The 24,482-nt window shown below is 64.0% G+C and carries 24 protein-coding genes; 9 read left to right on the top strand and 15 right to left on the bottom strand.

The window, feature by feature from the left end; translation table 11 throughout:
• Window positions 1-45: 45 nt before the first annotated feature.
• Window positions 46-387, top strand: a complete 342-nt coding sequence (locus AXW67_RS19910) for a DUF190 domain-containing protein (RefSeq protein WP_063679214.1) — start codon at window positions 46-48, stop codon at window positions 385-387.
• Between the two features lie 46 nt (window positions 388-433).
• The gene (gene clpS / locus AXW67_RS19905) at window positions 434-739 is read left to right on the top strand and encodes an ATP-dependent Clp protease adapter ClpS (protein ID WP_027554299.1); all 306 of its coding nucleotides are present in this window, start codon (window positions 434-436) and stop codon (window positions 737-739) included.
• Between the two features lie 89 nt (window positions 740-828).
• Here clpS and AXW67_RS19900 read toward each other — a convergent pair whose 3' ends face one another.
• The 5 genes from AXW67_RS19900 to fabI all read right to left on the bottom strand — a co-directional run bounded on the left by AXW67_RS19900 (window position 829) and on the right by fabI (window position 6,480).
• Window positions 829-2,010 (bottom strand): radical SAM protein, encoded by a 1,182-nt coding sequence (locus AXW67_RS19900; RefSeq protein ID WP_063679213.1) that lies wholly within the window; start codon window positions 2,008-2,010, stop codon window positions 829-831.
• 567 nt (window positions 2,011-2,577) lie between these two features.
• On the bottom strand, window positions 2,578-3,768 hold the full coding sequence (locus AXW67_RS19890; RefSeq protein WP_063679212.1) for an adenylate/guanylate cyclase domain-containing protein: 1,191 nt from the start codon (window positions 3,766-3,768) through the stop codon (window positions 2,578-2,580).
• Window positions 3,769-3,845: 77 nt separating this feature from the next.
• Window positions 3,846-4,934 carry a chorismate synthase gene (aroC, locus tag AXW67_RS19885; RefSeq protein WP_027554295.1) on the bottom strand — a complete coding sequence of 363 codons (1,089 nt, stop codon included), beginning with the start codon at window positions 4,932-4,934 and terminating at the stop codon, window positions 3,846-3,848.
• Between the two features lie 118 nt (window positions 4,935-5,052).
• Window positions 5,053-5,652 carry a histidine phosphatase family protein gene (locus AXW67_RS19880; RefSeq protein WP_027554294.1) on the bottom strand — a complete coding sequence of 200 codons (600 nt, stop codon included), beginning with the start codon at window positions 5,650-5,652 and terminating at the stop codon, window positions 5,053-5,055.
• Window positions 5,653-5,664: 12 nt separating this feature from the next.
• Window positions 5,665-6,480: an enoyl-ACP reductase FabI gene (fabI, locus tag AXW67_RS19875; protein WP_063679211.1), complete on the bottom strand. Its 816-nt coding sequence runs from the start codon at window positions 6,478-6,480 to the stop codon at window positions 5,665-5,667.
• Window positions 6,481-6,651: 171 nt separating this feature from the next.
• Between fabI and AXW67_RS19870 the strand changes: the two genes are divergently transcribed.
• A complete protein-coding gene (locus AXW67_RS19870; protein WP_027554292.1) occupies window positions 6,652-7,140 on the top strand; it encodes a sigma-70 family RNA polymerase sigma factor in 489 nt (162 codons plus the stop codon).
• 106 nt (window positions 7,141-7,246) lie between these two features.
• On the top strand, window positions 7,247-8,017 hold the full coding sequence (locus AXW67_RS19865; RefSeq protein WP_027554291.1) for an anti-sigma factor family protein: 771 nt from the start codon (window positions 7,247-7,249) through the stop codon (window positions 8,015-8,017).
• Window positions 8,018-8,340: 323 nt separating this feature from the next.
• On the opposite strand, the gene AXW67_RS19860 is transcribed toward AXW67_RS19865, so the two are convergent.
• Both AXW67_RS19860 and AXW67_RS19855 read right to left on the bottom strand, forming a co-directional pair.
• Window positions 8,341-9,306: a DnaJ C-terminal domain-containing protein gene (locus AXW67_RS19860; RefSeq protein WP_027554290.1), complete on the bottom strand. Its 966-nt coding sequence runs from the start codon at window positions 9,304-9,306 to the stop codon at window positions 8,341-8,343.
• A gap of 112 nt (window positions 9,307-9,418) precedes the next feature.
• Window positions 9,419-9,829, bottom strand: a complete 411-nt coding sequence (locus AXW67_RS19855; RefSeq protein ID WP_027554289.1) for an RT0821/Lpp0805 family surface protein — start codon at window positions 9,827-9,829, stop codon at window positions 9,419-9,421.
• Between the two features lie 113 nt (window positions 9,830-9,942).
• Here AXW67_RS19855 and pdxH point away from each other — a divergent pair, with 113 nt between their 5' ends.
• Window positions 9,943-10,584 carry a pyridoxamine 5'-phosphate oxidase gene (gene pdxH, locus AXW67_RS19850; protein ID WP_027554288.1) on the top strand — a complete coding sequence of 214 codons (642 nt, stop codon included), beginning with the start codon at window positions 9,943-9,945 and terminating at the stop codon, window positions 10,582-10,584.
• Between the two features lie 14 nt (window positions 10,585-10,598).
• The gene (locus AXW67_RS19845) at window positions 10,599-11,351 is read left to right on the top strand and encodes an SDR family NAD(P)-dependent oxidoreductase (protein WP_027554287.1); all 753 of its coding nucleotides are present in this window, start codon (window positions 10,599-10,601) and stop codon (window positions 11,349-11,351) included.
• A gap of 150 nt (window positions 11,352-11,501) precedes the next feature.
• Here the strand turns inward: AXW67_RS19845 and AXW67_RS19840 are convergent, their stop codons facing one another.
• The gene (locus tag AXW67_RS19840) at window positions 11,502-11,714 is read right to left on the bottom strand and encodes a hypothetical protein (protein ID WP_063679210.1); all 213 of its coding nucleotides are present in this window, start codon (window positions 11,712-11,714) and stop codon (window positions 11,502-11,504) included.
• Between the two features lie 291 nt (window positions 11,715-12,005).
• Window positions 12,006-12,983: a magnesium transporter CorA family protein gene (locus tag AXW67_RS19835; protein WP_063679209.1), complete on the bottom strand. Its 978-nt coding sequence runs from the start codon at window positions 12,981-12,983 to the stop codon at window positions 12,006-12,008.
• A 340-nt stretch (window positions 12,984-13,323) separates the two neighbouring features.
• On the opposite strand from AXW67_RS19835, the gene AXW67_RS19830 reads away from it, so the two are divergent.
• Window positions 13,324-14,010 (top strand): L,D-transpeptidase, encoded by a 687-nt coding sequence (locus AXW67_RS19830; RefSeq protein ID WP_027554285.1) that lies wholly within the window; start codon window positions 13,324-13,326, stop codon window positions 14,008-14,010.
• 36 nt (window positions 14,011-14,046) lie between these two features.
• Here AXW67_RS19830 and AXW67_RS19825 read toward each other — a convergent pair whose 3' ends face one another.
• Window positions 14,047-15,204 (bottom strand): extensin family protein, encoded by a 1,158-nt coding sequence (locus AXW67_RS19825; RefSeq protein WP_063679208.1) that lies wholly within the window; start codon window positions 15,202-15,204, stop codon window positions 14,047-14,049.
• 64 nt (window positions 15,205-15,268) lie between these two features.
• Here AXW67_RS19825 and AXW67_RS19820 point away from each other — a divergent pair, with 64 nt between their 5' ends.
• A complete protein-coding gene (locus AXW67_RS19820; protein ID WP_063679207.1) occupies window positions 15,269-16,897 on the top strand; it encodes a fatty-acid--CoA ligase in 1,629 nt (542 codons plus the stop codon).
• A gap of 194 nt (window positions 16,898-17,091) precedes the next feature.
• Here AXW67_RS19820 and AXW67_RS19815 read toward each other — a convergent pair whose 3' ends face one another.
• A complete protein-coding gene (locus tag AXW67_RS19815; protein ID WP_063679206.1) occupies window positions 17,092-18,288 on the bottom strand; it encodes a TAXI family TRAP transporter solute-binding subunit in 1,197 nt (398 codons plus the stop codon).
• Window positions 18,289-18,345: 57 nt separating this feature from the next.
• On the bottom strand, window positions 18,346-19,491 hold the full coding sequence (locus AXW67_RS19810) for a hypothetical protein (RefSeq protein WP_245315638.1): 1,146 nt from the start codon (window positions 19,489-19,491) through the stop codon (window positions 18,346-18,348).
• A gap of 475 nt (window positions 19,492-19,966) precedes the next feature.
• Between AXW67_RS19810 and AXW67_RS19805 the strand changes: the two genes are divergently transcribed.
• On the top strand, window positions 19,967-20,821 hold the full coding sequence (locus AXW67_RS19805) for a DUF1499 domain-containing protein (protein ID WP_063679205.1): 855 nt from the start codon (window positions 19,967-19,969) through the stop codon (window positions 20,819-20,821).
• A gap of 122 nt (window positions 20,822-20,943) precedes the next feature.
• On the opposite strand, the gene AXW67_RS19800 is transcribed toward AXW67_RS19805, so the two are convergent.
• From AXW67_RS19800 to ribB, 3 genes are all read right to left on the bottom strand, one after another.
• Entirely contained in the window at window positions 20,944-21,867 is a 924-nt protein-coding gene (locus AXW67_RS19800) for an MBL fold metallo-hydrolase (protein ID WP_063679252.1), read from the bottom strand.
• A gap of 135 nt (window positions 21,868-22,002) precedes the next feature.
• Entirely contained in the window at window positions 22,003-23,217 is a 1,215-nt protein-coding gene (locus AXW67_RS19795) for an acyl-CoA dehydrogenase (RefSeq protein WP_027554278.1), read from the bottom strand.
• A 188-nt stretch (window positions 23,218-23,405) separates the two neighbouring features.
• Window positions 23,406-24,482, bottom strand: coding sequence for a 3,4-dihydroxy-2-butanone-4-phosphate synthase (gene ribB / locus AXW67_RS19790; protein WP_063679204.1), 1,077 nt, complete (start codon window positions 24,480-24,482; stop codon window positions 23,406-23,408).

The raw sequence follows: 24,482 nt of genomic DNA, 5'->3' as shown, positions 1-24,482 counted from the left end.
CCATATGATGGCGAGCCGCTATAATCGGTTGAAAAGGAGCTGATCATGCAAATTCCCAGACAGGCAGTTTTGCTCCGGATCTTCATCGGCGAGAGCGACCATTACGACGGCAAGCCGCTCTATGAAGCGATCGTGACGACGGCGCGCGAGCGGCATCTTGCCGGCGCCACCGTGCTGCGCGGACCGATGGGTTTCGGCAAGTCGAGCCGGCTCCACACCTCGAAGATCCTGCGACTCTCGGAAGACCTGCCGCTCGTGATCGAGATCGTCGACAGCGAGGACAACATCAATGCATTCCTGCCCATCCTGGATGGCATGATGTCGAGCGGCCTGATCACCTTGGAGAAGGTGCAGGTCCTGCAATATGGTGAGAAAGCCGCAGGCTAAGGCGCCGCGGCAGGAACCCGAAAGGCCCGCCGTTTCAGGAGGCGGAATGAACGACACCGTCACCACGCCGAAAACCAGGACGAAGACGAAGGTCGAGCGGCCGCGGCTGCACAAGGTCATCCTGATCAATGATGACTACACGCCGCGCGAATTCGTCACCATGGTGCTCAAGGCCGAATTCCGCATGACCGAAGATCAGGCCTACAAGGTCATGATCACCGCGCACAAACTCGGCATCTGCGTCGTCGCCGTGTTCACCAAGGACGTCGCCGAAACCAAGGCCACCCGCGCCACGGACGCCGGCCGCGCCAAGGGCTATCCGCTGCTGTTCACGACGGAGCCGGAGGAATAGTCGCGCGCGTTTTCCGACTTTGCATCCCCGCCAAAGATCATCGACAATGCCGTAAAACCGGCGCAGGCCTTGCGACGAAGCAGCCGCGACTAGGCGCCCGTCGGCGTGTCGCGCACGTTGACGCGCCCCCCGTCCGGCTTGCTGACATAGAGATGGCTCTCCAAGACGGATTGCATGTTCTCAAACATCGAATAAAGATCGTCGCAATAGACTGAGGGATTGTCGTAACCGTTTTTCTTGGAGAAACGATGCGGAAGATATCCTCCCCCGCAGGCGTTCATGAACTTGCATTGCTGACACTTCGCACAGAGATTGATTGAAGCATCGCGCGCGGCTTTCCAGCGAGGCTCATTCCTGACCTCATCGATCGCGTGATCGAAGATGTTGAATCTGGTGCTCGTGAAACCGTCGCCTGCAATCCGCAGCACATCGTGGGCCTCCACGGTGCCATCGGTCATCACCGTGCAAAGCTCAACGGGTTTGTGACCCACGCCCTCGGTCGGCGAATTGTTGCCAAGCAGGGCGGTGATCATGTCGGAGATGATGCGGATATCGGTCGTCGGCGTCGTACGATTTGCCTCCAGCCACAGGTCGAACAGGCCCTTGTAGAAGGCGGCAATGGATGGCGGCCTCTCATCCACCGTCGCGTCAGGGATCATGATGTCGTAGTTGGAGATTCCACACGCGGCGAAGAAATCGGCGTATTGCTGCGGCGCGTAAGCGGGATTGCAGACGGCCAGGGCAATGACGCCAATGTTGCGTGATACCAGCATGCGAGCGGCGCGTTCCACGGCGGAATGGGTGCCCGTCCCCTGAAACGTCCTGCGGTGGAGGTCGTGAATATGGGCCGGCCCGTCCAGGCTGATCGCAACCGAAATGTTGCGGGCCTCGAAGCAAGCGAGCCATTCGTCATCGATCAGCACGCCATTGGTCGTGACCGCGATGGGTATCTCGCAGCCCGTCCGCAATGAGATGGCATCGCAAGCCTCGGCAAAACGGTGGAAGTTCTCGACGCCCCACAGCAGCGGCTCGCCGCCGTGCAGAACGATGGGAAAATCGACGAGGGCGTATCTGACGACGTGCTCCTCGATGCGTTGCAGCAACCGATGCTGCACATCAGGGCTCATCAGCTTTGGCTTGCTATAAACGGAGGCGTCGCGGAACCAGTAACAATACGAACAGTCGATGTTGCATCTGGTCGCGACCTTGACCAGCAGCTGCGTGATCGGCTGATCCTGGAAGGCGACGCAATCTGGCCCCTCAGCCGACATGCCGATACCGCGACAAGTTGGAGGAAACGTACCTAGTACCCTCGAACAAATCCCCCTCGGCGGAACGCGCCTGCGCCCGGAGCGTATGCCGCCCTACGAAAGGCGCCTGCATTGGGTCCTTTCGCGAACCCGCCTCGCCTGAAAGCAGCCTGGGTCGCCACGGGTTCGTCGGAGACAACGCCTTGCTCCGCACCCTGTCCACGCAGATCGTTCAGCAACGCGTCGATACCCTGATGGTCGCTCTGAATGGTTGCCCCTGGCCCATGCAATTGGATGAGGCTCGCCAATACCTTCAGCGTCGTAATCGGCATGATTGTGCTCCTCTTTTCGCGACGCAATGCAGGGATCGAACGAAAGGCCGGGATGTCGAGCCGGCTGAGCAGTGACAAACACTATACCTTTTCCAATGTTGCGGCAATGTGTCGGGGCGAACCGGACTTAACCGATCCATACGAACGCACTTGTCGAACTCTCGGCGCCGGATCGAGATGCTTGCGGCCCTAGTCTGAGCCTGACGTTTCGGTCTGCTTCGCCTCGGAGAGCGGACTTCGCTCCTGGAAACATGCCCTAAGCCATCACCACCGGCGCTTCTTCGGCGAGCCCGTACACGCGCTGCGCCTTCGAGAACCCGGCGATCGGAAACTCGCCGAGCTCGCGCCAGCCGTGGTGACAGACATTTGCAAAGCCTTCCGAGGCGACGACGGTGCGCCCCAACCGGCCGGCGATCTTCTCCAGCCGCGCCGCGAGATTGACCGCGGGGCCGATGCAGGTGAAGTCGAGCCGGTTGCCGCCGCCGATATTGCCGTAGAGGATGTTGCCGACATGCAGCGCGACGCCGAAGCGGAAGCGCTCGATGATCTCGCCGACGGGGAATGCGAGGGCATCGACGCTGGCGCGGGACTCGCGCGCGGCTTCCAGCACGCGCGCACAGACATGCGCGGCGTCGCCGACATACTCGTCGATTGGAAACACCGCGAGCAGGCCGTCGCCCATGAACTTCAGGACTTCGCCGCCATGGCCCCGGATCGCGGTCACCTGGCAGTCGAAATATTGGTTGAGGATCTCGACCACCGTCTCGGCCGGCAACCGGTCCGACAGCGCCGTGAAGCCGCGCAGATCCGACAGCCAGATCACCGCCTGCATGGTGTCGGTGTGGCCGCGGCGGATCTGGCCGCCGAGGATGCGCGCGCCGGCGCGGTTGCCGACATAGGTGTCGAGCAGCATCGCGGCGGTGCGGCGGAGGCTGACGATCTCGCTGACGCGCGCAAGCGGCGCCATGATGGCCCGGATCGTCGCGATGTGGTCATCGCTGAAACCGCCGGGATGCCGTGTCATCCAGCTCGTCGCGTGGATCGATCCATCGAGAAACGGCATCGGCACCGCGACGTAGTCGGTCACCCCTTCGGAGCGCATGTCGTTGATGATCGGAAAGCGCTTGCTGTCGGGATCGTCGGCGCGCCCCCTGACCTCCAGCCCTTGCTCGAACACGATCCGAAGCGGGCTCTGGGCGAACTCGGGTGAATCCAGGATATCGAAATCGACGGTGCCGACCTCGACCTCCCCGCCCTGCCGCCAGATGAAGTTACGACCGAAGATTTCAGGATGCAGCGTGCGGATGAAGATGCCGAACCGCCACAGCGGCAGGCCGGCCCCGACCAGATGCTCGCAGACATCGGCGACCATCTCGGCCGGCCCGCCCGACGACCTCGCGCCGTCGATCAGCCAGTTGGTGATCCGCTGCAGCTCGGAGCTTTCCATGGCCGCATTTGCGGACGAAGTTGCAGGCCCGTCAAGCTGCTCGGAGGACTGGTGGCGCGACCTTAGAGCGCGATGAGCTAGCGCCCGACCTGACCGCGGTCGCGCAGGAAGTGGTCGGCCAGAACACAAGCCATCATGGCCTCGCCGACGGGGACGGCGCGGATGCCGACGCAGGGGTCGTGGCGGCCCTTGGTCATGATCTCGGTGTCGGCGCCCTTGCGATCGACCGTCAGACGCGGTTGCAGGATCGACGAGGTCGGCTTCACCGCGAAGCGCACCACGACCGGCTGGCCGGTGGAGATACCGCCCAGAACGCCGCCGGCATGGTTGGACAGAAAGCGCGTGCCGTCATTGCCGGTGCGCATCTCGTCGGCGTTCTCTTCGCCGGTGAGCTCGGCCGCGCCAAAGCCGGCGCCGATCTCGACGCCCTTCACGGCATTGATGGTCATCATCGCGCCCGCGAGGTCGGAATCGAGCTTGGCGTAGATCGGCGCGCCGAGGCCGGCCGGCACGCCCTCAGCGACGACCTCGATGACCGCGCCGATCGAAGAGCCGCTCTTGCGGATGCCGTCGAGATAGGTCTCGAAGAATGCGGCCTTGTCCTTATCGGGGCAAAAGAACGGATTCTTCGCAATCTCGTCCCAATCCCATTTCTCGCGATCGATCTTGTGCGGACCGATCTGCACCAGCGCGCCGCGCACGGTCATACCGGGCAGCACCTTGCGCGCGATTGCACCCGCAGCCACGCGCATCGCCGTCTCGCGCGCCGAGGAGCGCCCGCCGCCGCGATAGTCGCGCAGGCCGTATTTGGCCTCATAGGTGAAGTCGGCGTGACCGGGTCGGAACTTGTCCTTGATCTCGGAATAGTCCTTCGAGCGCTGATCGGTGTTCTCGATCAGAAGGCCGATCGGCGTGCCCGTCGTCACCTGCACGCCAGTCTCCGGATGCGCCATCACGCCGGAGAGGATCTTGACCTGGTCCGGCTCCTGGCGCTGGGTCGTGAAGCGCGACTGGCCGGGCCGGCGGCGATCGAGATCGCGCTGGATGTCGGCCTCGGTGAGCGGGATCAGCGGCGGACAGCCGTCGACCACGCAACCAATCGCCACCCCGTGACTCTCGCCAAAGGTGGTGACGCGAAACATGTGGCCGAAGGTGTTGAAGGACATCCGTCTCTAGCTCGTAAGTCAGTTCTGACTTGTGGTAGCGCCCAGGGACACGGCGTTCAACCCTGTTCCCGTCATTCCAGGTTCGCCCTTCGGGCGCCCCGAGTGACGGCGTGTGGGGTTAACTATACTTCTCCAGCCGCCCATCGCGAAACACGTAGACGGCGCCCTGCTCGATATAGAGCTCCGCGGCGCTGGCCGGGGTCTCGATGCCGAGGGCGACCATCAGGGCCCGGGCGGTGCCGCCATGGGCAACCGCGACGGTGTCGACCAGCCGCGACTCGTACCAGTCGAGCATGCGCTGCTGCACGGCCGCGTAGGTCTCGCCTCCCGCGGGGGCCACCGTCCATTTGTCGGCGAGGCGGCGGGCATAGACCTCGGGATCGAAGGCCTCGCTCTCGGCCAGAGTCAGCCCTTCCCAGCTGCCATAGCCGATCTCGCGCAGGCGATCATCCAGCGAATAATCCATGGCCGGCAGTTCGAGCTTGCCGCGCACGAGCTCCATGGTGGAGCGCGCGCGCCCGAGCGGGCTCGACACATAGGGCAGCGCCGCCTTGTCGCGGCCATCGCGCTTGAACAGATCAGCCAGGATGCCGGCAGCCTGCACGGCCTGGCCACGGCCGCGCGCATTCAGCGGAACGTCTTTGTTGCCCTGCAGCCGCCCGAGCGCATTCCACTCGGTCTCGCCATGGCGAAGATAGTAGATCGTAGGCACGGACATGCGGTCGGCAGGTTAGTCCTTCCCGCCCAGCGCGATGTCGGGCGCGTCGGGCCGCTTCATGCCGAGCACGTGATAGCCGGAATCGACGTGATGCACCTCGCCTGTGACGCCGCGCGACAGGTCGGAGAGGAAATACAGCGCACTGCCACCGACGTCCTCGGTCGACACGTTGCGCCGCATCGGCGCGTTGTACTCGTTCCACTTCAGGATATAGCGGAAATCGCCGATGCCGGAGGCGGCGAGCGTCTTGATCGGTCCCGCCGAGATCGCGTTGACGCGGATGTTCTTCTCGCCGAGATCGGCGGCGAGGTAGCGCACGCTGGCCTCCAGCGCCGCCTTCGCCACGCCCATCACATTGTAGTGCGGCATCCACTTCTCGGCGCCGTAGTAGCTGAGCGTGATGAGCGAGCCGCCGTCGGTCATCAGCTTCTCGGCGCGCTGCGCCACCGCAGTGAACGAATAGCAGGAGATCAGCATCGACTTGCTGAAGTTCTCCTGGGTGGTGTCGACGTAACGGCCGTCGAGCTGCTCGCCATAGGCGATCGCGTGCACCAGGAAGTCGATCTTGCCCCACTTCTCCTTCAGCACCGCAAACGCGGCGTCGATGGTCGCCGCGTCGGTGACGTCGCAATGGCCGAGCACGAGGCCGCCGATCTCGGCAGCGAGTGGCTCGACGCGTTTCTTCAGCGCGTCGCCCTGATAGGTGAACGCGAGCTCGGCACCGGCAGCGTGGCATGCCTTGGCGATGCCCCAGGCGATCGAGCGGTTGTTGGCAACGCCGAGGATCACCCCGCGCCTGCCCTGCATCAGACCTGAATTCTGCGCCATTTCCTTATCGTCCCATCGAGCGGGGTTGAGATCTGGAGGTACACCAGCCCTCTCTCGCGGTACAGTCCTAATACGCGGCGTTAACGCTGTTTCGAAGCCCGGAATAGCCGTTCCGCTCGGGTGTTATGATCGTTGAGGCGCTCGCGCCGATCGGCAGGACTTCAAGACGGCATGAGTGCATTTCGCCAGAGTGTGGAAGCGATGATCCCGGCGTTGCGCCGTTACGCCCGCGCGCTCACGCGCGATGCGGATGCGGCCGACGATCTCGTGCAGGACACCTTGGTGCGGGCGCTGCGCTCGGAGCGGCTGTTCCTCGGAGGCGACGTCAGGAGCTGGCTCTACACCATCCTGACGAACCTCAACAAGAATCGCCGCCGCTCGCTGGCGCGGCGGCCGCAGTTCATGCAGCTGACGGAGAACAACCCGGATGCCAGCGGCACGGAAGCCGAAGGACGCGACATCGAGAAGGCGCTGACAACGCTCGTCGAGGAGCAGCGCTCGGTGCTGCTGCTGGTGATGCTGGAGGGCCTCAGCTACCGCGAGGTCGCCGACATCCAGGGCGTACCGATCGGCACCGTAATGTCCCGGCTGGCGCGGGCCCGCGCTCACGTTAAAGCATCGCTGGAAGGTGAGCGCCCGGCGCTCAGGCGGGTGAAATGATGGCGGGATTGATGCATCGCGTGTCTCGCATCCTCCGCATGCAGAGGCGCAACGCGCAAGTAAGTCGCGAACGATATTTTGGGCCGCAGAGCCAGAGACGACCGATATGAACGACCGCAAGACTTCAGTGACCGAGGACGAACTGCACGCTTATGTCGATGGCGAGCTGCCGGCCGAGCGCCGCGCCGACGTCGAGGCCTGGCTTGCCGCCAACCCCGAGGATGCCGAGCGGGTGCAATCCTGGCGCGCGATGGCCGAATTGCTGCACGCCCGCTACGACGCCGTCGCTCATGAGCCCGTGCCGGCGCGTCTGGAGCTCGAGCGGCTGGAGCGCCGCCCCAGGCGATGGTTCTTTGGCGCCGCCGCGGCCACCCTGGTTGCGTTCGTTGCCGGCGGCACGGCCGGCTGGATCGCCCATGGCGCCGCCAAATCGCCCTCGACCTTCCAGAGCTTCACGGAGGACGCGCTCGACGCTCACCGCCTCTATGTCGTCGAGGTCCGCCACCCCGTCGAGGTCCCCGGCAACGAGCGCGACCATCTCCAGGCCTGGCTGACCAAGCGCTGCGGCTGGACCGTGTTCGCGCCGAACCTGGAAGCGAGTGGGCTCAAGCTGGTCGGCGGCCGGCTGCTGCCGGGGCCGAACGGCCCAGCGTCATTCCTGATGTATGAGAGCCCCTCGGGCGAGCGGTTCACGATCTACACCGCCAAAACCGAGAGCGGCGCGACGCAAATGCGCTATGCCAAGGCGGACAGGGACGGGGCGGTGTTCTGGGCCGACGGTGGCGTCGGCTATGTCGTCACCGGCGGCGGCGACCGTGACCGGCTGACCAAAGTGGCGCAGGCGGTCTACGACCAAACCGAGAAAAACGGAACATAATCAGCTGACGACCGCCGTGCCTCGATTCCGACATTGAAAATTTGGAATCAAGACATGCGTGCGTCTCATTATCGCACCGGATGATCACGCGAAAATGAGCAGCGTTCGATCCGCCGATCGACGCGGGCGGCCTCGATTGGGGTTTTTGGTACCGCGCTGGTCCCCCTCTCGAGGCCGCACCTTTTTGGCGGCTGCCCCGCCGGGCAGCCGACACGCCGAGGCCGCTTAGCGTCGAAGCGCTACTGCGCTCCAGGCGTATTGTGTCCGAGCATCATCTGTCGGGAAGAGAGTGCTCCCATGTGAAGACGGTCTCGGCCAGCGCCCTAGCCGAGCCCGCTGCGCGGATTGTAGGGGTGTTGATCCCGCCACTTCTCCATCAATGCTTCAAGCTCGGCGTCGTTCCCATCCGGTAGCATAATCCTGATGGTGACGAAGAGATCACCGGTTCCAGCCGCCTTCGGCAGGCCCTTGCCCTTGAGGCGGAAGGTCCGGCCGCTGGAGGTGTTTTTCGGGACAGACAGCTCCACGGCATTGCCGAGGGTGGGCACGCGGACCTTGCCGCCGAGCACGGCCTCGTAGAGCGTGACCGGCAGATCGATCCGCAGGTCGGCGCCCTCGACCTTGAAGAACGGGTGCGGAGCGATGCTGATGGTGATCAGGAGGTCGCCGGGCGGATGGCCCTGCGCGGTCTCGCCCTGCCCCCGCAGCCGAATCTGCTGGCCTTCGGTGACGCCGGCCGGAATCTTGACGTTGAGTTCCTTGCCGTTCGGCAGCCGGACGCGCTTATCCCCGCCTTTCACCGACTCCTCCAGCGAGACGGTCATGGCGACGTTCAGGTCCAGATCGAGCCCGATCCCGCCGGTGTCGAATTCGAACTGGGCACCGCCGCCGGCGCCGGGCCGCGCACCGCGCATTCCGCCGCCGAACATGCTGTTGAGGATATCCTCGAACGCACCCGCGCCGGCTCCGCCGCCAGTGCCACCGCTACGGAACGTATAGCTCTCGAAGCCGCCGGGACCCGCCCGCCCGCGCGGACCGCCGCCGCCCGGAAAGCCTTGGAAGCGCGGCTTGCCGTCGGCGTCGATTTCGCCGCGGTCGAACTGCTTGCGCTTGTCCTCATCGCCGAGGATCTCGTTGGCGGTGTTGATCTCGGCGAAGCGCTCGGCGGCCTTCGGGTCGTCCTTGTTGCTGTCGGGATGATGCTTTTTCGCAAGCTTGCGATAGGCGCTCTTGATCGCGGCAGCGTTGGCGCTCCGCGGCACCCCCAAGACCTCATAGGGGTCGCGCATCCGTCACGTCTCCTTCAAAGGGATATCGATGTTTTCAAAGGGCTCCCCGCCCCACCTGCACTTCATGTGGAGGGCGAGTGGCATTTTTGCAACTAGGGTCGCGAGACGATTCCTAGCTCCGCCACGGCTTTAGCGTATGAATCTCCCAGCGACCATGGCTGCTTTGGCAGCCGGCCCCCTGGAGCCAGCTTTCGGTGTTGCCGTTGACGTAGCTGGCCAGGAAATCGCGGCACTTGCGGCCATCCTCAGCAGCATAGGATTGTGCGATCGGCGTCACCGAGCCGCGCGCCCCGGTCTCCGGATTCTCCCAATGCTGGCTGGAATCCTTGTCACCCTTGCTCAGCACATCGGAAGCGGCATTGCGGGCAAAGGCGAGATCGGTCTCGGTCGGCGCGGCGTCCTTCGCGGATCGCGTGATCGAGCCGGTGAGGTCGCTTTCGTCGGCCTTGGCGAAGGGACCGCCGCTGTCATTGCGGGAGAAGCTGCAGCCGCCGGCACCGAGGCCGATCAGAATCATTGTCATGACGAGGCCGGACGGGCGGATCGCCGATAGGCCAACGGGTCCCCATGCCCTATATAGGGCGAGAGCAGACAACAACGCGCTTTGGGCCGCGGGACGCAACTCGGACTCCGGACATGACCGACACGACCTCGATGAAACACCAGACACCCTTAACATCCGGTGATTTCACCGCCGCCGACGAGCCGTTCGTGCTGTTCGAGGCCTGGCTGAACGAAGCGATCAAGAGCGAGCCCAACGATCCCAACGCAATGGCGCTCGCAACCGTCGACCCGGACGGCCTGCCGGACGTGCGCATGGTGCTGATGAAGGGCTTCGATACCGACGGTTTCGTCTTCTACAGCCACATCGCGAGCCAGAAGGGCCGCGAACTCGCCGCAAATCCTAAGGCGGCGTTACTTTTTCACTGGAAGTCGCTGCGCCGCCAGGTCCGCATCCGCGGCAACGTGACGCCGGTGACTGATGCGGAAGCCGACGCCTATTTCGCTACCCGCCCCAAGCAGGCCCAGATCGGCGCCTGGGCCAGCAAGCAGTCCGAAGCGCTGGAAAGCCGCTTCGCCTTCGAGCAGGCGATCGCCAAGGTCGCCGCCAGACACGTCATCGGCGAGGTACCGCGGCCGCCGGGTTGGAGCGGCTGGCGCATCACGCCGTTGCGCATCGAGTTCTGGCACGACCGCCCATTCCGCCTGCATGACCGCATCGAATTTCGTCGTGACGCCGTCGGCCAGCCGTGGTCCAAGACGCGGATGTATCCTTGACCTGAAAGATCTCCATGCCGCATCCATCCAACGTGCCGCGACGTACGCTGCTCCTCACCGGCGCCAGCCGCGGCATCGGCCATGCCACCGTAATCCGCTTCTCCTCGGCGGGCTGGCGCGTCATCACCTGCTCGCGGCATCCGTTTCCGGAGGACTGCCCGTGGGATGCAGGCCCTGAGGATCACATCCAGGTCGACCTCGGCGACCCCGAGGATACCGCGCGCGCGATCAGCGAGATCCGCCGCCGTCTCGAGGGCGGCACCCTGCACGCGCTCGTCAACAACGCCGCGATCTCGCCGAAGGGCCCGGGCGGCAGCCGGCTCGGCTCGGTCGACACCGACCTAGACACCTGGACCCACGTCTTCCACGTCAACTTCTTCGCGCCGATCATGATGGCGCGCGGATTGATCGAGGAATTGAAGGCGGCCAAGGGATCGGTGGTGAACGTCACCTCGATCGCGGGCTCGCGCGTGCATCCCTTCGCGGGCGCCGCCTATGCCACCTCGAAGGCCGCGCTCGCCGCGCTGACGCGCGAGATGGCGTCCGACTTCGGCCGCGTCGGCGTGCGCGTCAACGCGATCGCGCCGGGCGAGATCGACACCTCTATCCTGTCGCCGGGCACCGAGAAGATCGTCGACCAGCAGATTCCGATGCACCGGCTCGGCACGCCGGACGAGGTCGCCAAGATCATCTACGTGCTGTGCACGGACACCTCGTCCTACGTCAATGGCGCCGAGATCCACATCAACGGCGGCCAGCACGTGTAGATGCTTGCGGGCATTCCGGGACGCCCGAAGGACGAACCCGGAATGACGTCTCAGATCAAGGATGTCGCGGAAATCTTTGGCGCGTAGACGGAAGCAAGGCGATCCAGACAAGGCCGCCGCAAGACCTGGATCGCCCTTACCTTCCGTTGCTCATTCGACTCGAATCCGACGTGACCTCTCGCGCAGCCGCGGAGCGGCCGTGCTGAATGCGGTCGAGCAGTCGTCATCGTTCTCGCCATCGAGCAGCGGAGCACCACAGTGCCGGCACAGGCGTGCCGACATCACCATGCCGCTCGCCAGGACCTGACGATAGCTCGCCAGATCGATGACGTTGCGGGGCGATGTTATGCGTTTTTCAACCATGGCTGTTCCTCGCGGCTACCCCTGTCTTATCGCAGACAAGTTTCGCCCAAACGTTCAGCCCACCGCTCAAATTTTACCGGAGGAATTGGGGCAGAGCGCACACATCACTTCGCGGCCAGAATCTCGATCTATTCTGCGACACTAGGCGCCGCCTCTCTGCGAACGGCGTAAGGTCTCGGTAGGTATCTCCTTTTGAGCATGATCACCGCGCAAACGCGTTCCGTGTTGTCGCGAGGGAAAACCGCTGTGCACTTTGTGCCAGCGCACGGCCCTTCGGGTCCGTATTGTGCGCTAGAGCCACTTCTTGAACTTGAAGATCCAGTACGGAACGATCGCCGCGATCAGCATCATCACCAGCGCCATGGGATAGCCGTGCACCCATTCGAGCTCCGGCATCACTTTGAAGTTCATGCCGTAGATCGAGGCGATCAGCGTCGGCGGCATCAGGACAACGGCCATGACCGAAAACAGCTTGATGATGTTGTTCTGCTCGAGATTGACGACGCCGAGCATGGCGTCGAGCACGAAGGTGATCTTGTTGGACAGATAGGACGCGTGGTCGGTCAGGGACGCCACGTCGCGCTGCATGGTCTTGAGTTGCTCGCGCATGTCCTTGGACCATTTGACGCCTTCGACCACCGCGGAGAGGAAGGTGACGAGGCGGCCGATCGAGACCAGGCTCTCGCGGACCTTGGAGGTCAGGTCGCCCTTGCGGCCGATCGCGATCAGGATCTGCGAATACTGCTTGGCGTGGCCGTGGCGCTCGCTCTCGGGCTCGAAGATGTCGTGCGAGACCTGGTCGATCTCGGCGCCGCAGCGTTCCAGAATGTCGGCGCAGCGGTCGATCACGGCGTCCAAGAGTTCCATCAGCACCATCTCGCCGGTGATGGCCGGGGTGCAGGTCCGGGCGAGCTTGGCCTCCACCAGTGAGAACGGCTTGGGCTGGTCGTAGCGCACCGTCACCAGGCGATGGTCGCCGAGGATGAAGGTCACCGCCGTGGTCCGGGGCATGTCGGTGTCGGACTGGCACATCAGCGTCGCGGTCATGTAGCGCGCGCCGTTCTCGATATAGAGGCGGCTGGAGATCTCGATCTCCTGCATGTCTTCCCGGGTCGGGATCGCGATCCCCGCCAGTCGTTCCACCGCCTTGTCCTCGACGGAGGTCGGGTTGAACAGGTCGATCCACACCGCGGTCTCGGGCAGCGCCGAGAGATCTTCGACGACGGCCTTCTTCAGGGAGGACTCGGACGGAACAAACACGGAAAACATCAACAACTCCAGATGAGGCCTCAGAGCGACCAAGACCCCCTTAGCGCGATTCTGACAAGTTCATGATGACAAGCACATTAACGAGGCCTTTGCATTTGTGGCCGCCCTGTGGCCCAACCGTGACACGTGATCGAGAGTTGGGCACGCCTTGCCCAAAAATCCGCCCAAGCCCGCAAAACTTGCGGCAAAAAAGCCACAGCTTCGGCCTTGCAGCGCGGGAAAACGCCCTAAATGCTGGAATTGTGGCAGATTTCAACGATAATGGGATTAACGGAGTCGAGGGAACTGTGGCGGTAAGCTCAGGTCCTGCGCGGTATTGCTTGATTGGAAGAACCAAACCATGTCGTCGCTGAAAGTTAAGTTCGGTATTTTGGCCGCCGGTCTGATGTTGTCTGGTTGTATGCAGGCGACACATTTCGAGGCGACCGACACCAAGGCCTTTAAGCCGAAGGACAAGGAACTCCTTGCCAAGGTCCGGTACGAGAACACCCCCGTTGCGGAGCCGTTCCGGCGCGCCATCGTCGATTACCACCGCAAGGAATCGCCGGGCTCGATCGTGGTCGATTCCGACAATCACTACCTCTACTACGTGATGGATGGCGGCAAGGCGATCCGTTACGGCATCACCGTCGGCGAAGAAGCCATGGCCTGGTCCGGCATCGCCAAGGTCGGCAGCATGACCGAGTGGCCGGCTTGGCACCCGACCCCCGGCGAGATTTCGCGCCTGGGCGTGCCGACCTATGTTGCCCCCGGCCCGGACAATCCGATGGGCTCGCGCGCGATGTATCTCTACTCGGGCGGCAAGGACACGCTGTTCCGCATCCACGGCACCAACCAGCCGGAATATATCGGCGCCTCGATCTCCTCGGGCTGCATCCGCCTGACCAACGAGGACGCGATCGACCTCTACAACCGCGTGAAGGTCGGCACCATCGTGGTCGTGCTCGAACCGAAGCACGGCGACTCCCCGTACAACTCGCGGCTGGCGCTCGGCAGCAGCCAGACCGGTCAGGCCGGCAGCTACTGATCGCCTCCTGATCTCTGAGATCCAAAAGCGCCGGTTTCACCGGCGCTTTTTTGTTGCGCCCTTGCGCGGCGGCGGGCTGGGTTTGGCGTCAGGCGACGGCTTGTCCGCCGCTACGGCCGCATCTCCCTCCTCGGCCCCGTCCTTCTCAGCTCCGTCCTTGACCCCGTCCTTTGCCCCGTCCTTGGCCTTGTCGGATTTCGCTGCGACTTCGCGCGGCGGTGCCTCCTCGGGGCGCTCCACCGGGAGCAACGGCGCGACGTGCGGCAGGGGATCCCAGACGTTCCACTGGCAGATCCGGTAGTCGTTGCGCCGCTGCGCGAGATCAAGGTGGATATGGTCCTCGTGGTACCAGTCCGAGCCCGGGCCGAGCACGGTGGTGAAGCGCGAGCAGACTGAATGCAGCACGCGCTCGCGCACCTCGCGCGACACGGCGCGGTCGGTCAGGCCGATCGACTGGCCGTTGGCGAGCTTGAGCGAACGCACGTCGAGCGCATTCGCCTTGCCGTGCTCGGACAGCATCGCGCCGACGATGCGATTGCGGCCACGGCACTCGAAGGAGTCGAAATTATCGAGATCGCTGATCGTGGATCCGAGGCTCGCGGCGAGCGGTACCATGTCCGAGCGCACCCAGTCGGCGATCGCGGACGCCATCGTGCAGCGGAGGATCGCGGCCGGCTTCACCGCCACCTTGCGCTTGTCCGGCAGCACGATCGCCTCCAGTCGTACCAGGTCATCGCCGCCGCAGCCGCCGGGGCCGCGGACATCGGGAATGGACGGCGCGATCGCGATCTCCTCGGTCAGCGCGAGCCGGCAGGCCGAGACCTTGGGCTCCGCCGGCTGGCGCTCCGCCGTTGAGGGCTCGCTCGGCTTTTCGGCGGGAGCCTTGTCAGGGGAAGGCTTGCCCTCGGCCGCCGGAATCTCCGGTTCGGTCTTGTCAGACCCCTTTTGCGCCTCATCCGGACGCGGTCTCGGCAAGGGGATTTGCGGGGAGATTTTTTTGGCCGAATGCACCGCTCCGCGCGGCCGTGGTGTACCAATGCCAAAGATATCCAGCGGGGCAGCAAATTTTCGCGCCTCCGCCGTCTCCACCAGAACGAGCGACATCCCGAGCGCGGCGGTAACCATTGCCGCACGGGCGGACATATAGCCGCGACAAGACCATTTGCGGCGAAACTCCTGCAGGCTAAAATTCATGACAATTCTTTGGCCCGCGCTGAGAGCAATAACCCGCCCAGCGAATTCTCGGAGGAACGTCGGAATGCTTGGTTTGATGCAAGATTGGCCCCTGCTCTGCCACCGGATCATCGAACACGCCGCCAGGATTCATGGCAAGCAGGAGGTCGTCACGCGATCGATCGAGGGACCGATCCATCGCACCAACTATGCCGAAATCCACAAGCGCGCGCTCAAGGTCTCGCAGATGCTGGAGCGCGACGGCATCAAGCTCGGTGACCGTATCGCCACCATCGCCTGGAACACCTGGCGCCACCTCGAAGTCTGGTACGGCATCATGGGCATCGGCGCCATCTGCCATACCGTCAATCCCCGCCTTTTCCCCGAGCAGATCGCCTGGATCATCAACCATGCGCAGGACCGCATCGTGATGACCGACCTCACCTTCGTTCCGGTCCTGGAGAAGATCGCCGACAAGCTCCCGAGCGTGGAGCGCTACGTCATTCTCACCGACAAGGGGCATATGCCCGAGACCACGCTGAAGAATGTGGTCGCCTACGAGGACTGGATCGCGGAGGCCGACGGCAAGTTCAAATGGAAGGATTTTGACGAGAACACAGCGGCCGCGATGTGCTACACGTCCGGCACGACGGGCGATCCCAAGGGTGTGTTGTATTCGCATCGCTCCAACGTGCTGCACGCGCTGATGGCCAACAATGTCGACGCGCTCGGCACCAGCGCCTCCGAGACAATGTTGCCGGTGGTGCCGCTGTTCCATGCTAACAGCTGGGGCATCGCCTTCTCCGCGCCCTCACAGGGCACCAAGCTGGTGATGCCAGGCGCCAAGCTCGACGGCGCTTCGGTCTACGAGCTGCTCTCGACCGAGAAGGTGACGCACACCGCCGGCGTGCCGACAGTGTGGCTGATGCTAATCCAGCACATGGCCGCCAACAATCTGAAGCTGCCGGATTTGAAGATGGTGATCTGCGGTGGCTCGGCGATGCCGCGCTCGATGATCAAGGCCTTCCTCGACATGGGCTCGAACGTGCGTCATGCTTGGGGCATGACCGAGATGAGCCCGATCGGTAGCGTCTCGGCGCTGAAGCCGCCGTTCAGCGACGCGACCGGCGATACGCGGCTCGACGTGCTTCAAATGCAGGGCTATGCGCCGTTCGCCGTGCAGATGAAGATCACCGACGATTCCGGCAAGGAACTGCCTTGGGACGGCAAGACGTTCGGCCGCCTGAAGGTTTCGGGCCCTGCGGTAGCCAAGGCCTATTACCGGGTCGACGCCAACATCCTCGACGAGGAGGGCTTCTTCGACACCGGTGACGTCTCGACCATCGACGAGGACGGCTACATGCGGATCACCGACCGCTCCAAGGACGTGATCAAGTCCGGCGGCGAGTGGATCTCCTCGATCGACCTGGAGAACCTCGCGGTGGGTCACCCGGCCGTGGCGGAGGCCGCCGTGATCGGCGTCTTCCACCCCAAATGGGACGAGCGTCCGCTGCTGATCGTCCAGCTCAAGCAGGGGCAGCAGGCCACGCGCGAGGACATCCTGAAGTTCATGGACGGCAAGATCGCCAAATGGTGGATGCCCGACGACGTCGCCTTCGTCGACGGCATCCCGCATACGGCAACAGGCAAGATCCTGAAGACGGCGCTGCGCGACCAGTTCAAGGACTACCGCTTCCCCAACGCGGCGGCGTGAGCGGACCGGAATAGCTTGCCCAAAAACCGGTTCGGTCCTGCGGTTGCGAACTCGCTTCATCTCCCCCGCTTGCGGGGGAGATCGGTTTCATCACGAACGCAACTCGATCCAATCTCGTGACGCCCTCTGGGCCCTCCGGACGTATCGAGGTCAGGCAGGCAGAATGATCATGATCTGGTCCACCTTCGGCGGATCTAGTGCTTTGCATCTGCCTGGCCGGAGCTCTTCTGCCATTTCAGGAATTGTTGATAGAGCGCCTCGTCCTGTTCCGGCGTTCGCGTGCCCTGCTGACCGGTTTCTCGGGTCTGCGCGGCCAGGAACCGGTCGAATCTCGCGCGTGTGTCGGAGGCCGGACCGGAATGCTGGTCCAGCCACTCCTGCGCCGGCGGAAAGCGATTCCATCCCTTCAGTGGCGCGCTCAACACCACCTCCTTCCACTTCGGATGGAAGGGCGGCCGCTGCAGGTCTTTCAGGCGGTCGAAGAAGACCTGAACGAAATGCTCCACCTTGCCGTATCGCTCGGTCTTTGCGGGCCAGTTGTAGGCCGCAAGGATGGCGGGCACAGCGATCGTGTCAACGCGGCCGCCCGGCGGGATCAGTGAAGGATAGTCCTCCGCCTTGAGGACAGATGGAAGATAGTCGCTCTGCAAGGGCCCGCTATACGGGATCGGCACGAAATGCAGGCCGTCTCCAGTCACCTGGCTCACGGCCTTAGAGGGACTTCCCTGCACCGCGATCACCGCGTCGAGCTCGCCGTTCTTCAGTTTTTCATAGGCGATGCGCTGCTCGATATAGGCGTAGACCGGCTTGATGCCGAGCCTCTCGAAGATCGTGATCGCGGTGACGAAAGTGCCTCCGTTCGGCAAGTCGACGGCAACACGCCGGCCGTTCAGATCGGCAAGGTTGCGGATCGACGACCGCGCGACGACGTGCATCTCCTCATTGTAGAGCTTCGTGATGTAGACAAACTGGTTGCGGATGTTGCCGGTGTAACCCTTCCTTTCCAGGTAATCGAGCGTATCGGCGCGCACGATGCCGAGATCGACCCCCTTGAGGAACAGGATGTCCGCGATGCTCTGGACCGAGCCCCTCCCGATGATCGGCAGCACGCGCATCCGGTCGCCGTCATCCAGCGCGGAGGCAAGGTCGGCGCCGAACTGGACATAGGTTCCGCCGATCGTGCCTGACATCAGCGTCACGGTGTTGGCGTTGAGCCGCTCACGCGTGCTCTTGCTGGTGCTGGAATAGCTGAAAATCGCCTTCAGGCCCTCGCTCACTGCGGCCGGATCGACCTCTCCTCCCCGGTCCTGGGAAAAGGCCGGCGTCGTCAGCAGCAGCCCGACGCCGGCCGCGCAGCCGAATGCCAGGTCGGTCAAACGTCGGATGATCATGTCGTGAAGCTCCGGATGGTCGAGATTGACAGGCGCGCGCGACGCACGGTGCCGGGATCAGCGGGTGGGCATGAGCGTATCAAGCTGTCGCTGCGCTTCGGGGTCGCCCCATTCTTTTGCTTTCTGGTACCAATTCCGGGCCTGCGCGAGGTCCGCAAGCGGTCCACTGGCGCCCAACTGCTTAAGCACGGTCGGATCGTACGTCCTGGCCACCAGCAGCGCGGCACGCGCGTCTCCTCCTTCGGCCGCGCGCAGCAGCAGTAGCCTCGCCGCCGAGACGTCGCCGCTGGTGAGCAAATCCTGTCCACGTTTGACGAGGCCAGAAATTTCCTTCGGATCCAGGTTGCGCACGGCGTCCGTCTGCGGCGGTGGGGAGGCCACCACGGAGCGCGCCGGCGGTACGGCCGTGACGGCGGCCGACGGTTGCGGAGCGACTGTGACTGCGGGTTTCCAGGAAAGCCGGCTCGAGCCAACCACGAGCACGGCGCCGTTACTGTCACGCAATTCTGCCATCGCGACCATCTGACCGGCGAAACCATGTGGCGGAATGACCGACACGGCGGAAATTTCCGACGCGGGCACGCGCCACTCGTTGGCAACGCGCTTGCCCGACGTCAACCGCGCGTCGCCTGGCAGTCCGTTGATGGCAACGATAGCGCCGGAAGGGGGAGCACCCAGGCGCATCCCGAGCGGCAAGGGAGCGTTGGCAGGCCCGCTGCTGTCCTCCACCGCAAGGCTCGCGACCTGCTTGCGTTGCGGTGCCGGACCGATCGCGGCTTTCACCGATTGCCAAAGCGACGAGATCGATGTGGCGTCGTTCGATTGAACTCCGGGCCTTTGCGACGCCGGAATGACCATGACGAGAATCAGCGCGATGCCCCCCGCAACTGCTACCGCGATCGCGAACCTGACCACGACGCTGAGCAGCGCGCGCCTTCCCGAGTTACGGAGGGCGGCCGGCACCTCGATGGGCTCCATCGCCTCGTGCATGGCTTGGGCGACGGCTTTGGAGAACACGTCCGAATGGTCACGACGTCGCGGGTTGCCGGGCGATGGCAAGGGCGGACCATCGGCAGTCGACGATGGATGCTCCGCGGACCGTCTCGGCGCCGCCGTCTGCATCGTCCGCTCGCGCAAGCTGCGCGGCGCGTAGTACATCGGATCGTGCGGATCGATATAGCCTTCGTGCGGTCCACCACTCATACTGAACACTCGCCCTGATGGGGCTGGCCGCCAGCCGCGCTGGTCGGTACCGGCTACGCTGTTTGCGATCCATGCAGCCCATGAGCGCAACCGCGCACATCCGGTCAGCCTTTTGCTGCACAACCGGGAGCTGAGGTCACTCTTACAACGTTTCCGGCTGACGCCCGCCGTTGTTCCTGCCGTTGTTCTTTTTTGACTGCCGTTCGCTGATGTCCCTCTCGCTGGGACAGTCCCTCGCTTCGGCGGTTCCGACAACCTGCAGTAGAGCCTTGAGGCGAAATTGCGACCAAGTCAATCTACAACTAAAGATCATTTCGATTGAATGGTTAATCAATTAAGTTGCAGATTCCCGCCTGTTCTCTGTGCCATATGGCCCGCAAACCTTGAAATTGCCGGGCCGCCGTGGTCTCAAGCAGCCAGTTTCCAACTGGCCCCCCTGGCGGCGGGCCAAGCTCCAACCCGGCAGTTTTCGTCGATGGCCCGCAGGTTTTCCGCTCCCTATCAGTCGGAGCCAGTGTCCAGCCTCGCGAGCTGGGCGCGCAATCTGGCTGTGTTCGCTGTGGTGGCGGTGGTGGTGTCGATCATCATCGTCCGCTTCGGCTTCTTGGAGCCGAAGCCGGCGCTCGCCACCTTCTTCGGCGGGCTCGCGATCGCCGGGCTCTCGTTCCTGTTCGGGCTCGCCGGCTTTGCGGCGATCTGGCAGAACGGTTCGCGCGGGATGGGGCGCATCCTGCTCGCCTTCCTGATCAACGCGCTGATCCTCGCTTATCCTGCCTACCTCGCCCTTCAATACCGCAGGCTGCCGGCGATCCACGACATCACCACCGATCCGATCGACCCGCCGCGCTTCGACGCGCTGGCGCGCCTGCGCACCGGCGACGGCACCAACCCAGCGGTGTATGCCGGCCTCTACTCGGCCGAGCAGCAGCGCCACTTCTATCCCGACATCGAGCCGATCGAGCTGGAAATCACCGCCGAGCGCGCCTATGCGCTGGCGCTTCAGCTCGTCAACAAGCGCAAATGGCTCGTCATCGACGAGCGCGCGCCGCAGCCGCCGCGCCGCATCGGCCGCATCGAGGCGGTGGCGCGCACGCCGATCATGGGGTTCCGCGAGGATGTCTCGATCCGGGTCGCGCCTGATGGCGACGATTCCCGCGTCGATATCCGCTCCGCCTCGCGTTATTTCGACAGCGACCTCGGCAGCAACGCCGCGCGCGTCACCAAGTTCATCGACGATCTCAACACCGCGGCCGATTCCGACGCGCTGAAGCCGGTGAAGAAGACGCCGGTCATCCCGCCGAAGGCGCCGGCGAAGACGGTGAAGAAGTGACGCGCTAGCGTCATTCCGGGGCGGTCCGCAGGACCGAACCCGGAATCCATCGGGCAGCAGGGTTGGTGGATGAATGGATTCCGGGCTCGATGCTGCGCATCGCCCCGGAATGACGGGTGGAGCTAGGTGCTCGCCATCCTGTACGTCCCGGAAATCACGGGATCGCCGTCCGTCGCGACCACGCCGCGGGCGACCAGATCCTCCAAATGCGCCAGCACGGAATAGCCGGCGGCCGTCGTCAGCCGCGGATCGATGCCGATATAGATCGCCCGCACCATGGTAGGGATATCGGCCTCGCCCTTGGCGAGGCGGTGCAGGATTGACGCCTCGCGCGCCTTGCGGTGGCGGATCAGGAAGCGCACGAAGCGCGGCCCATCCGGGATCTCCGGTCCATGGCCGGAAAAATAGAGATCCTCCTCGCGCGCAGCCAGCCGCTCGAGCGAGTCCATATAGTCGATCATCGAGCCGTCGGGCGGCGCCACGATCGAGGTCGACCAGCCCATCACGTGATCGCCGACGAAGTTGAACTTTCGCTCGGGCCAGGCGAACGCCAGATGATTGGCGGTATGGCCGGGCGTCGCCACGGCCTCGAGCCGCCAGCCGGCGCCTTCGATGACGTCGCCATGAGCGATCCTGACGTCGGGCGCGAAGTCGCGGTCGGCACCGGACTCCGGATTGTGCTTCTCGCTCTCGAAGCGCGGTCGCGAGGCGCGGTGCGGCCCCTCGGCGTAGACGGTCGCTCCGGTCGCCTGCTTGATCCGCCCCGTGTTGGGCGAGTGATCGCGGTGGGTATGGGTGATAAGGATGTGGCTCACGGTCTCGCCGCGAACGGCATCGAGCAGCGCGGCCGCATGCGCCCCGCTGTCCGGACCGGGATCGATGATCGCGACGTTACCCTTGCCGACGATGTAGCTGACCGTACCGGTGAAGGTGAACGGGCTCGGATTGTCGCACAGCACGCGTCGCACGCCGGGACGGACTTCCTCGACGATTCCAGGCTTCAGCGGGAAATTGCGGTTGAACGGGACGTCGTCGTTGTCGGACATGGCTTCTTCTTTGTTCTTTGACGTCATTCCGGGACGGCCCGTCAGGGCCAGACCCGGAATCTCGATTGAACAGGATGATGCGGCCCGAGATTCCGGGGGCGCGCTTTGCGCGCCCCGGAATGACGGAAGACGTACTTAGAAGAACGCCTGGATGCCCGTGATGGCGCGGCCAAGGATCAGGGCGTGGACGTCGTGGGTGCCCTCATAGGTGTTGACCGTCTCGAGGTTATGGACGTGGCGCATCACATGGTACTCGATCGAGATGCCGTTGCCGCCGTGCATGTCGCGCGCGACGCGCGCGATATCGAGCGCCTTGCCGCAATTGTTGCGCTTGACGATCGAGATCATCTCGGGCGCGAACTTGCCCTCGTCCATCAGGCGGCCGACGCGCAGCGAGGCCTGCAGGCCCAGCGCGATCTCGGTCTCCATGTCGGCGAGCTTCTTCTGCACGAGCTGGGTCGCGGCGAGCGGCTTGCCGAACTGCTTGCGGTCGAGCGTGTACTGGCGAGCGCGGTGCATGCAGTCCTCGGCGGCGCCAAGCGCGCCCCAGGAGATGCCGTAGCGGGCGCGGTTGAGACAGCCGAACGGACCCTTCAGGCCGGAAACGTTGGGCAGCAGCGCGTCTTCCGGAACCACGACACCGTCCATCACGACTTCGCCGGTGATCGAGGCACGCAAGGACAGCTTGCCGCCAATCTTCGGCGCGGACAGGCCCTTCATGCCCTTCTCCAGCACGAAGCCACGGATCTGGTTGTCGTGCTCGGCCGACTTGGCCCAGACCACGAAGACGTCGGCGATCGGGGCGTTCGAGATCCACATCTTGCTGCCGGTCAGGCGATAGCCGTCCGAGACCTTCTCGGCGCGGGTCTTCATGCCAGCCGGGTCGGAGCCGGCGTCGGGCTCGGTAAGGCCGAAGCAGCCGACCCACTCGCCGCTGGCAAGCTTCGGCAGGTACTTCTTGCGCTGGTTCTCGTCGCCATAGGCGTAGATCGGATACATCACCAGCGAGGACTGCACCGAATTCATCGAGCGATAGCCGGAATCGACCCGCTCGATCTCGCGCGCGACGAGGCCGTAGGCGACATAGCTCGCGTTGGCGCAGCCATATTCCTCCGGCAGCGTGATGCCAATCAGGCCGAGCTCGCCCATCTCGTTGAAGATCTCTCGATCGGTCTTCTCTTCCAGATAGGCCTTGGAGACGCGCGGCAGCAGCTTGTCCTGGGCATAGGCGCGCGCGGTGTCGCGCACCATACGTTCGTCTTCGGTGAGCTGTTCGTCGAGCAGGAACGGATCGTCCCACTGGAAAGAAGCCGCAGCCGGCTTGTCCTTGGCCTGAGGGCGCACGCTCATGAAACGTCCTTTCGCGTCTGGTTCCGTCTAAAAATTGCCCGACAAATTAAAGCGCCGGGGCAACAAGTGCAATTGCATCCTGGTTTCGGTCATTCCGGGACGCGCAATGCGCCCCCGACATCTTTCGACGTCAACCAACATCGAGGCTCCGGGGCTGGCGCTTTGCGCCAGCCCCGAATGACAACGCCTCAGGTCTCGAGCTGTTCGTTCGCAACGATCTCGATGCCGAAGCCCGACAATCCCTTGTAGTCGTGCACCGAAGAGGTGAGATGCCGGATCGAGGTGACGCCGAGATCGCGCAGGATCTGCGCGCCGACGCCGACCTCGCGCCACTGGCGGTTGCGGTCGGCCTCGGTCGACGTCTCGTCCGGCAGCGGCGACACCGGCACGCCGGCCGCGCCGTCGCGCAAGTACACCAGCACGCCACGGCCGGATTTCTTGAAGTGCTCGAGCACGGCCGCCATGCGCTTGTGGCCGGTAAAGGTGTCCTTGACGATGTTCGGCTTGTGGAAGCGCGTCAGCACGTTCCTGCCGTCGCCGACCCCGTTGTAGACGAAGGCGACGTGGGCGATGGAGTCGAAGGGCGAGCGGTAGGCATAACCCTGGAGCGGGCCGATCGGGCTCTCGGTGACGAAGGTCGCGACCCGCTCGATCAGTTTTTCGCGCGCCTGGCGATATGCGATCAGATCGGCGATCGTGACATGCTTGAGCTTGTTCTGGGCGGCGAAGCGGGCGACCTGCTCGCCCTTCATCACGCTGCCATCATCGTTCATCAATTCGCTGATCACGCCGACCGGCGGCAGCCCCGAAAGCTTGCAGAGATCGACTGCCGCTTCGGTGTGGCCGGAGCGCAAGAGCACACCGCCGTCCTTGGCGATCAGCGGGAAGATGTGGCCCGGACGGGCGAAGTCGGCGGCGCCGACATTGGGATTGGCGAGCGCGCGGCAGCAGGAGGCGCGTTCCTCCGCCGAGATGCCGGTGCCGCCGTCAGGCTTGTAGTCGATCGAGACTGTGAAGGCGGTGGTGTGGGCGGAGTCATTGTGGGCGACCATCGGATCGAGCCGCAGGCGGCGCGCGTCCTCGGTGGTGATCGGCGCACAGACGATGCCGGAGGTGTGGCGGATGATGAACGCCATCTTCTCGGCCGTGCAGAACGAGGCCGCGACAATGAGATCGCCCTCGCCCTCGCGGTCTTCGTCGTCGGTCACGACGACGAGCTCACCCCGGGCAAAGGCCTGCAAAACTTCCTGAACGGTATCGGGCAT

This window comes from Bradyrhizobium neotropicale (genome assembly GCF_001641695.1).
Lineage (GTDB): Bacteria > Pseudomonadota > Alphaproteobacteria > Rhizobiales > Xanthobacteraceae > Bradyrhizobium > Bradyrhizobium neotropicale.
This window is presented reverse-complemented; position numbering and strand designations above follow the sequence as displayed.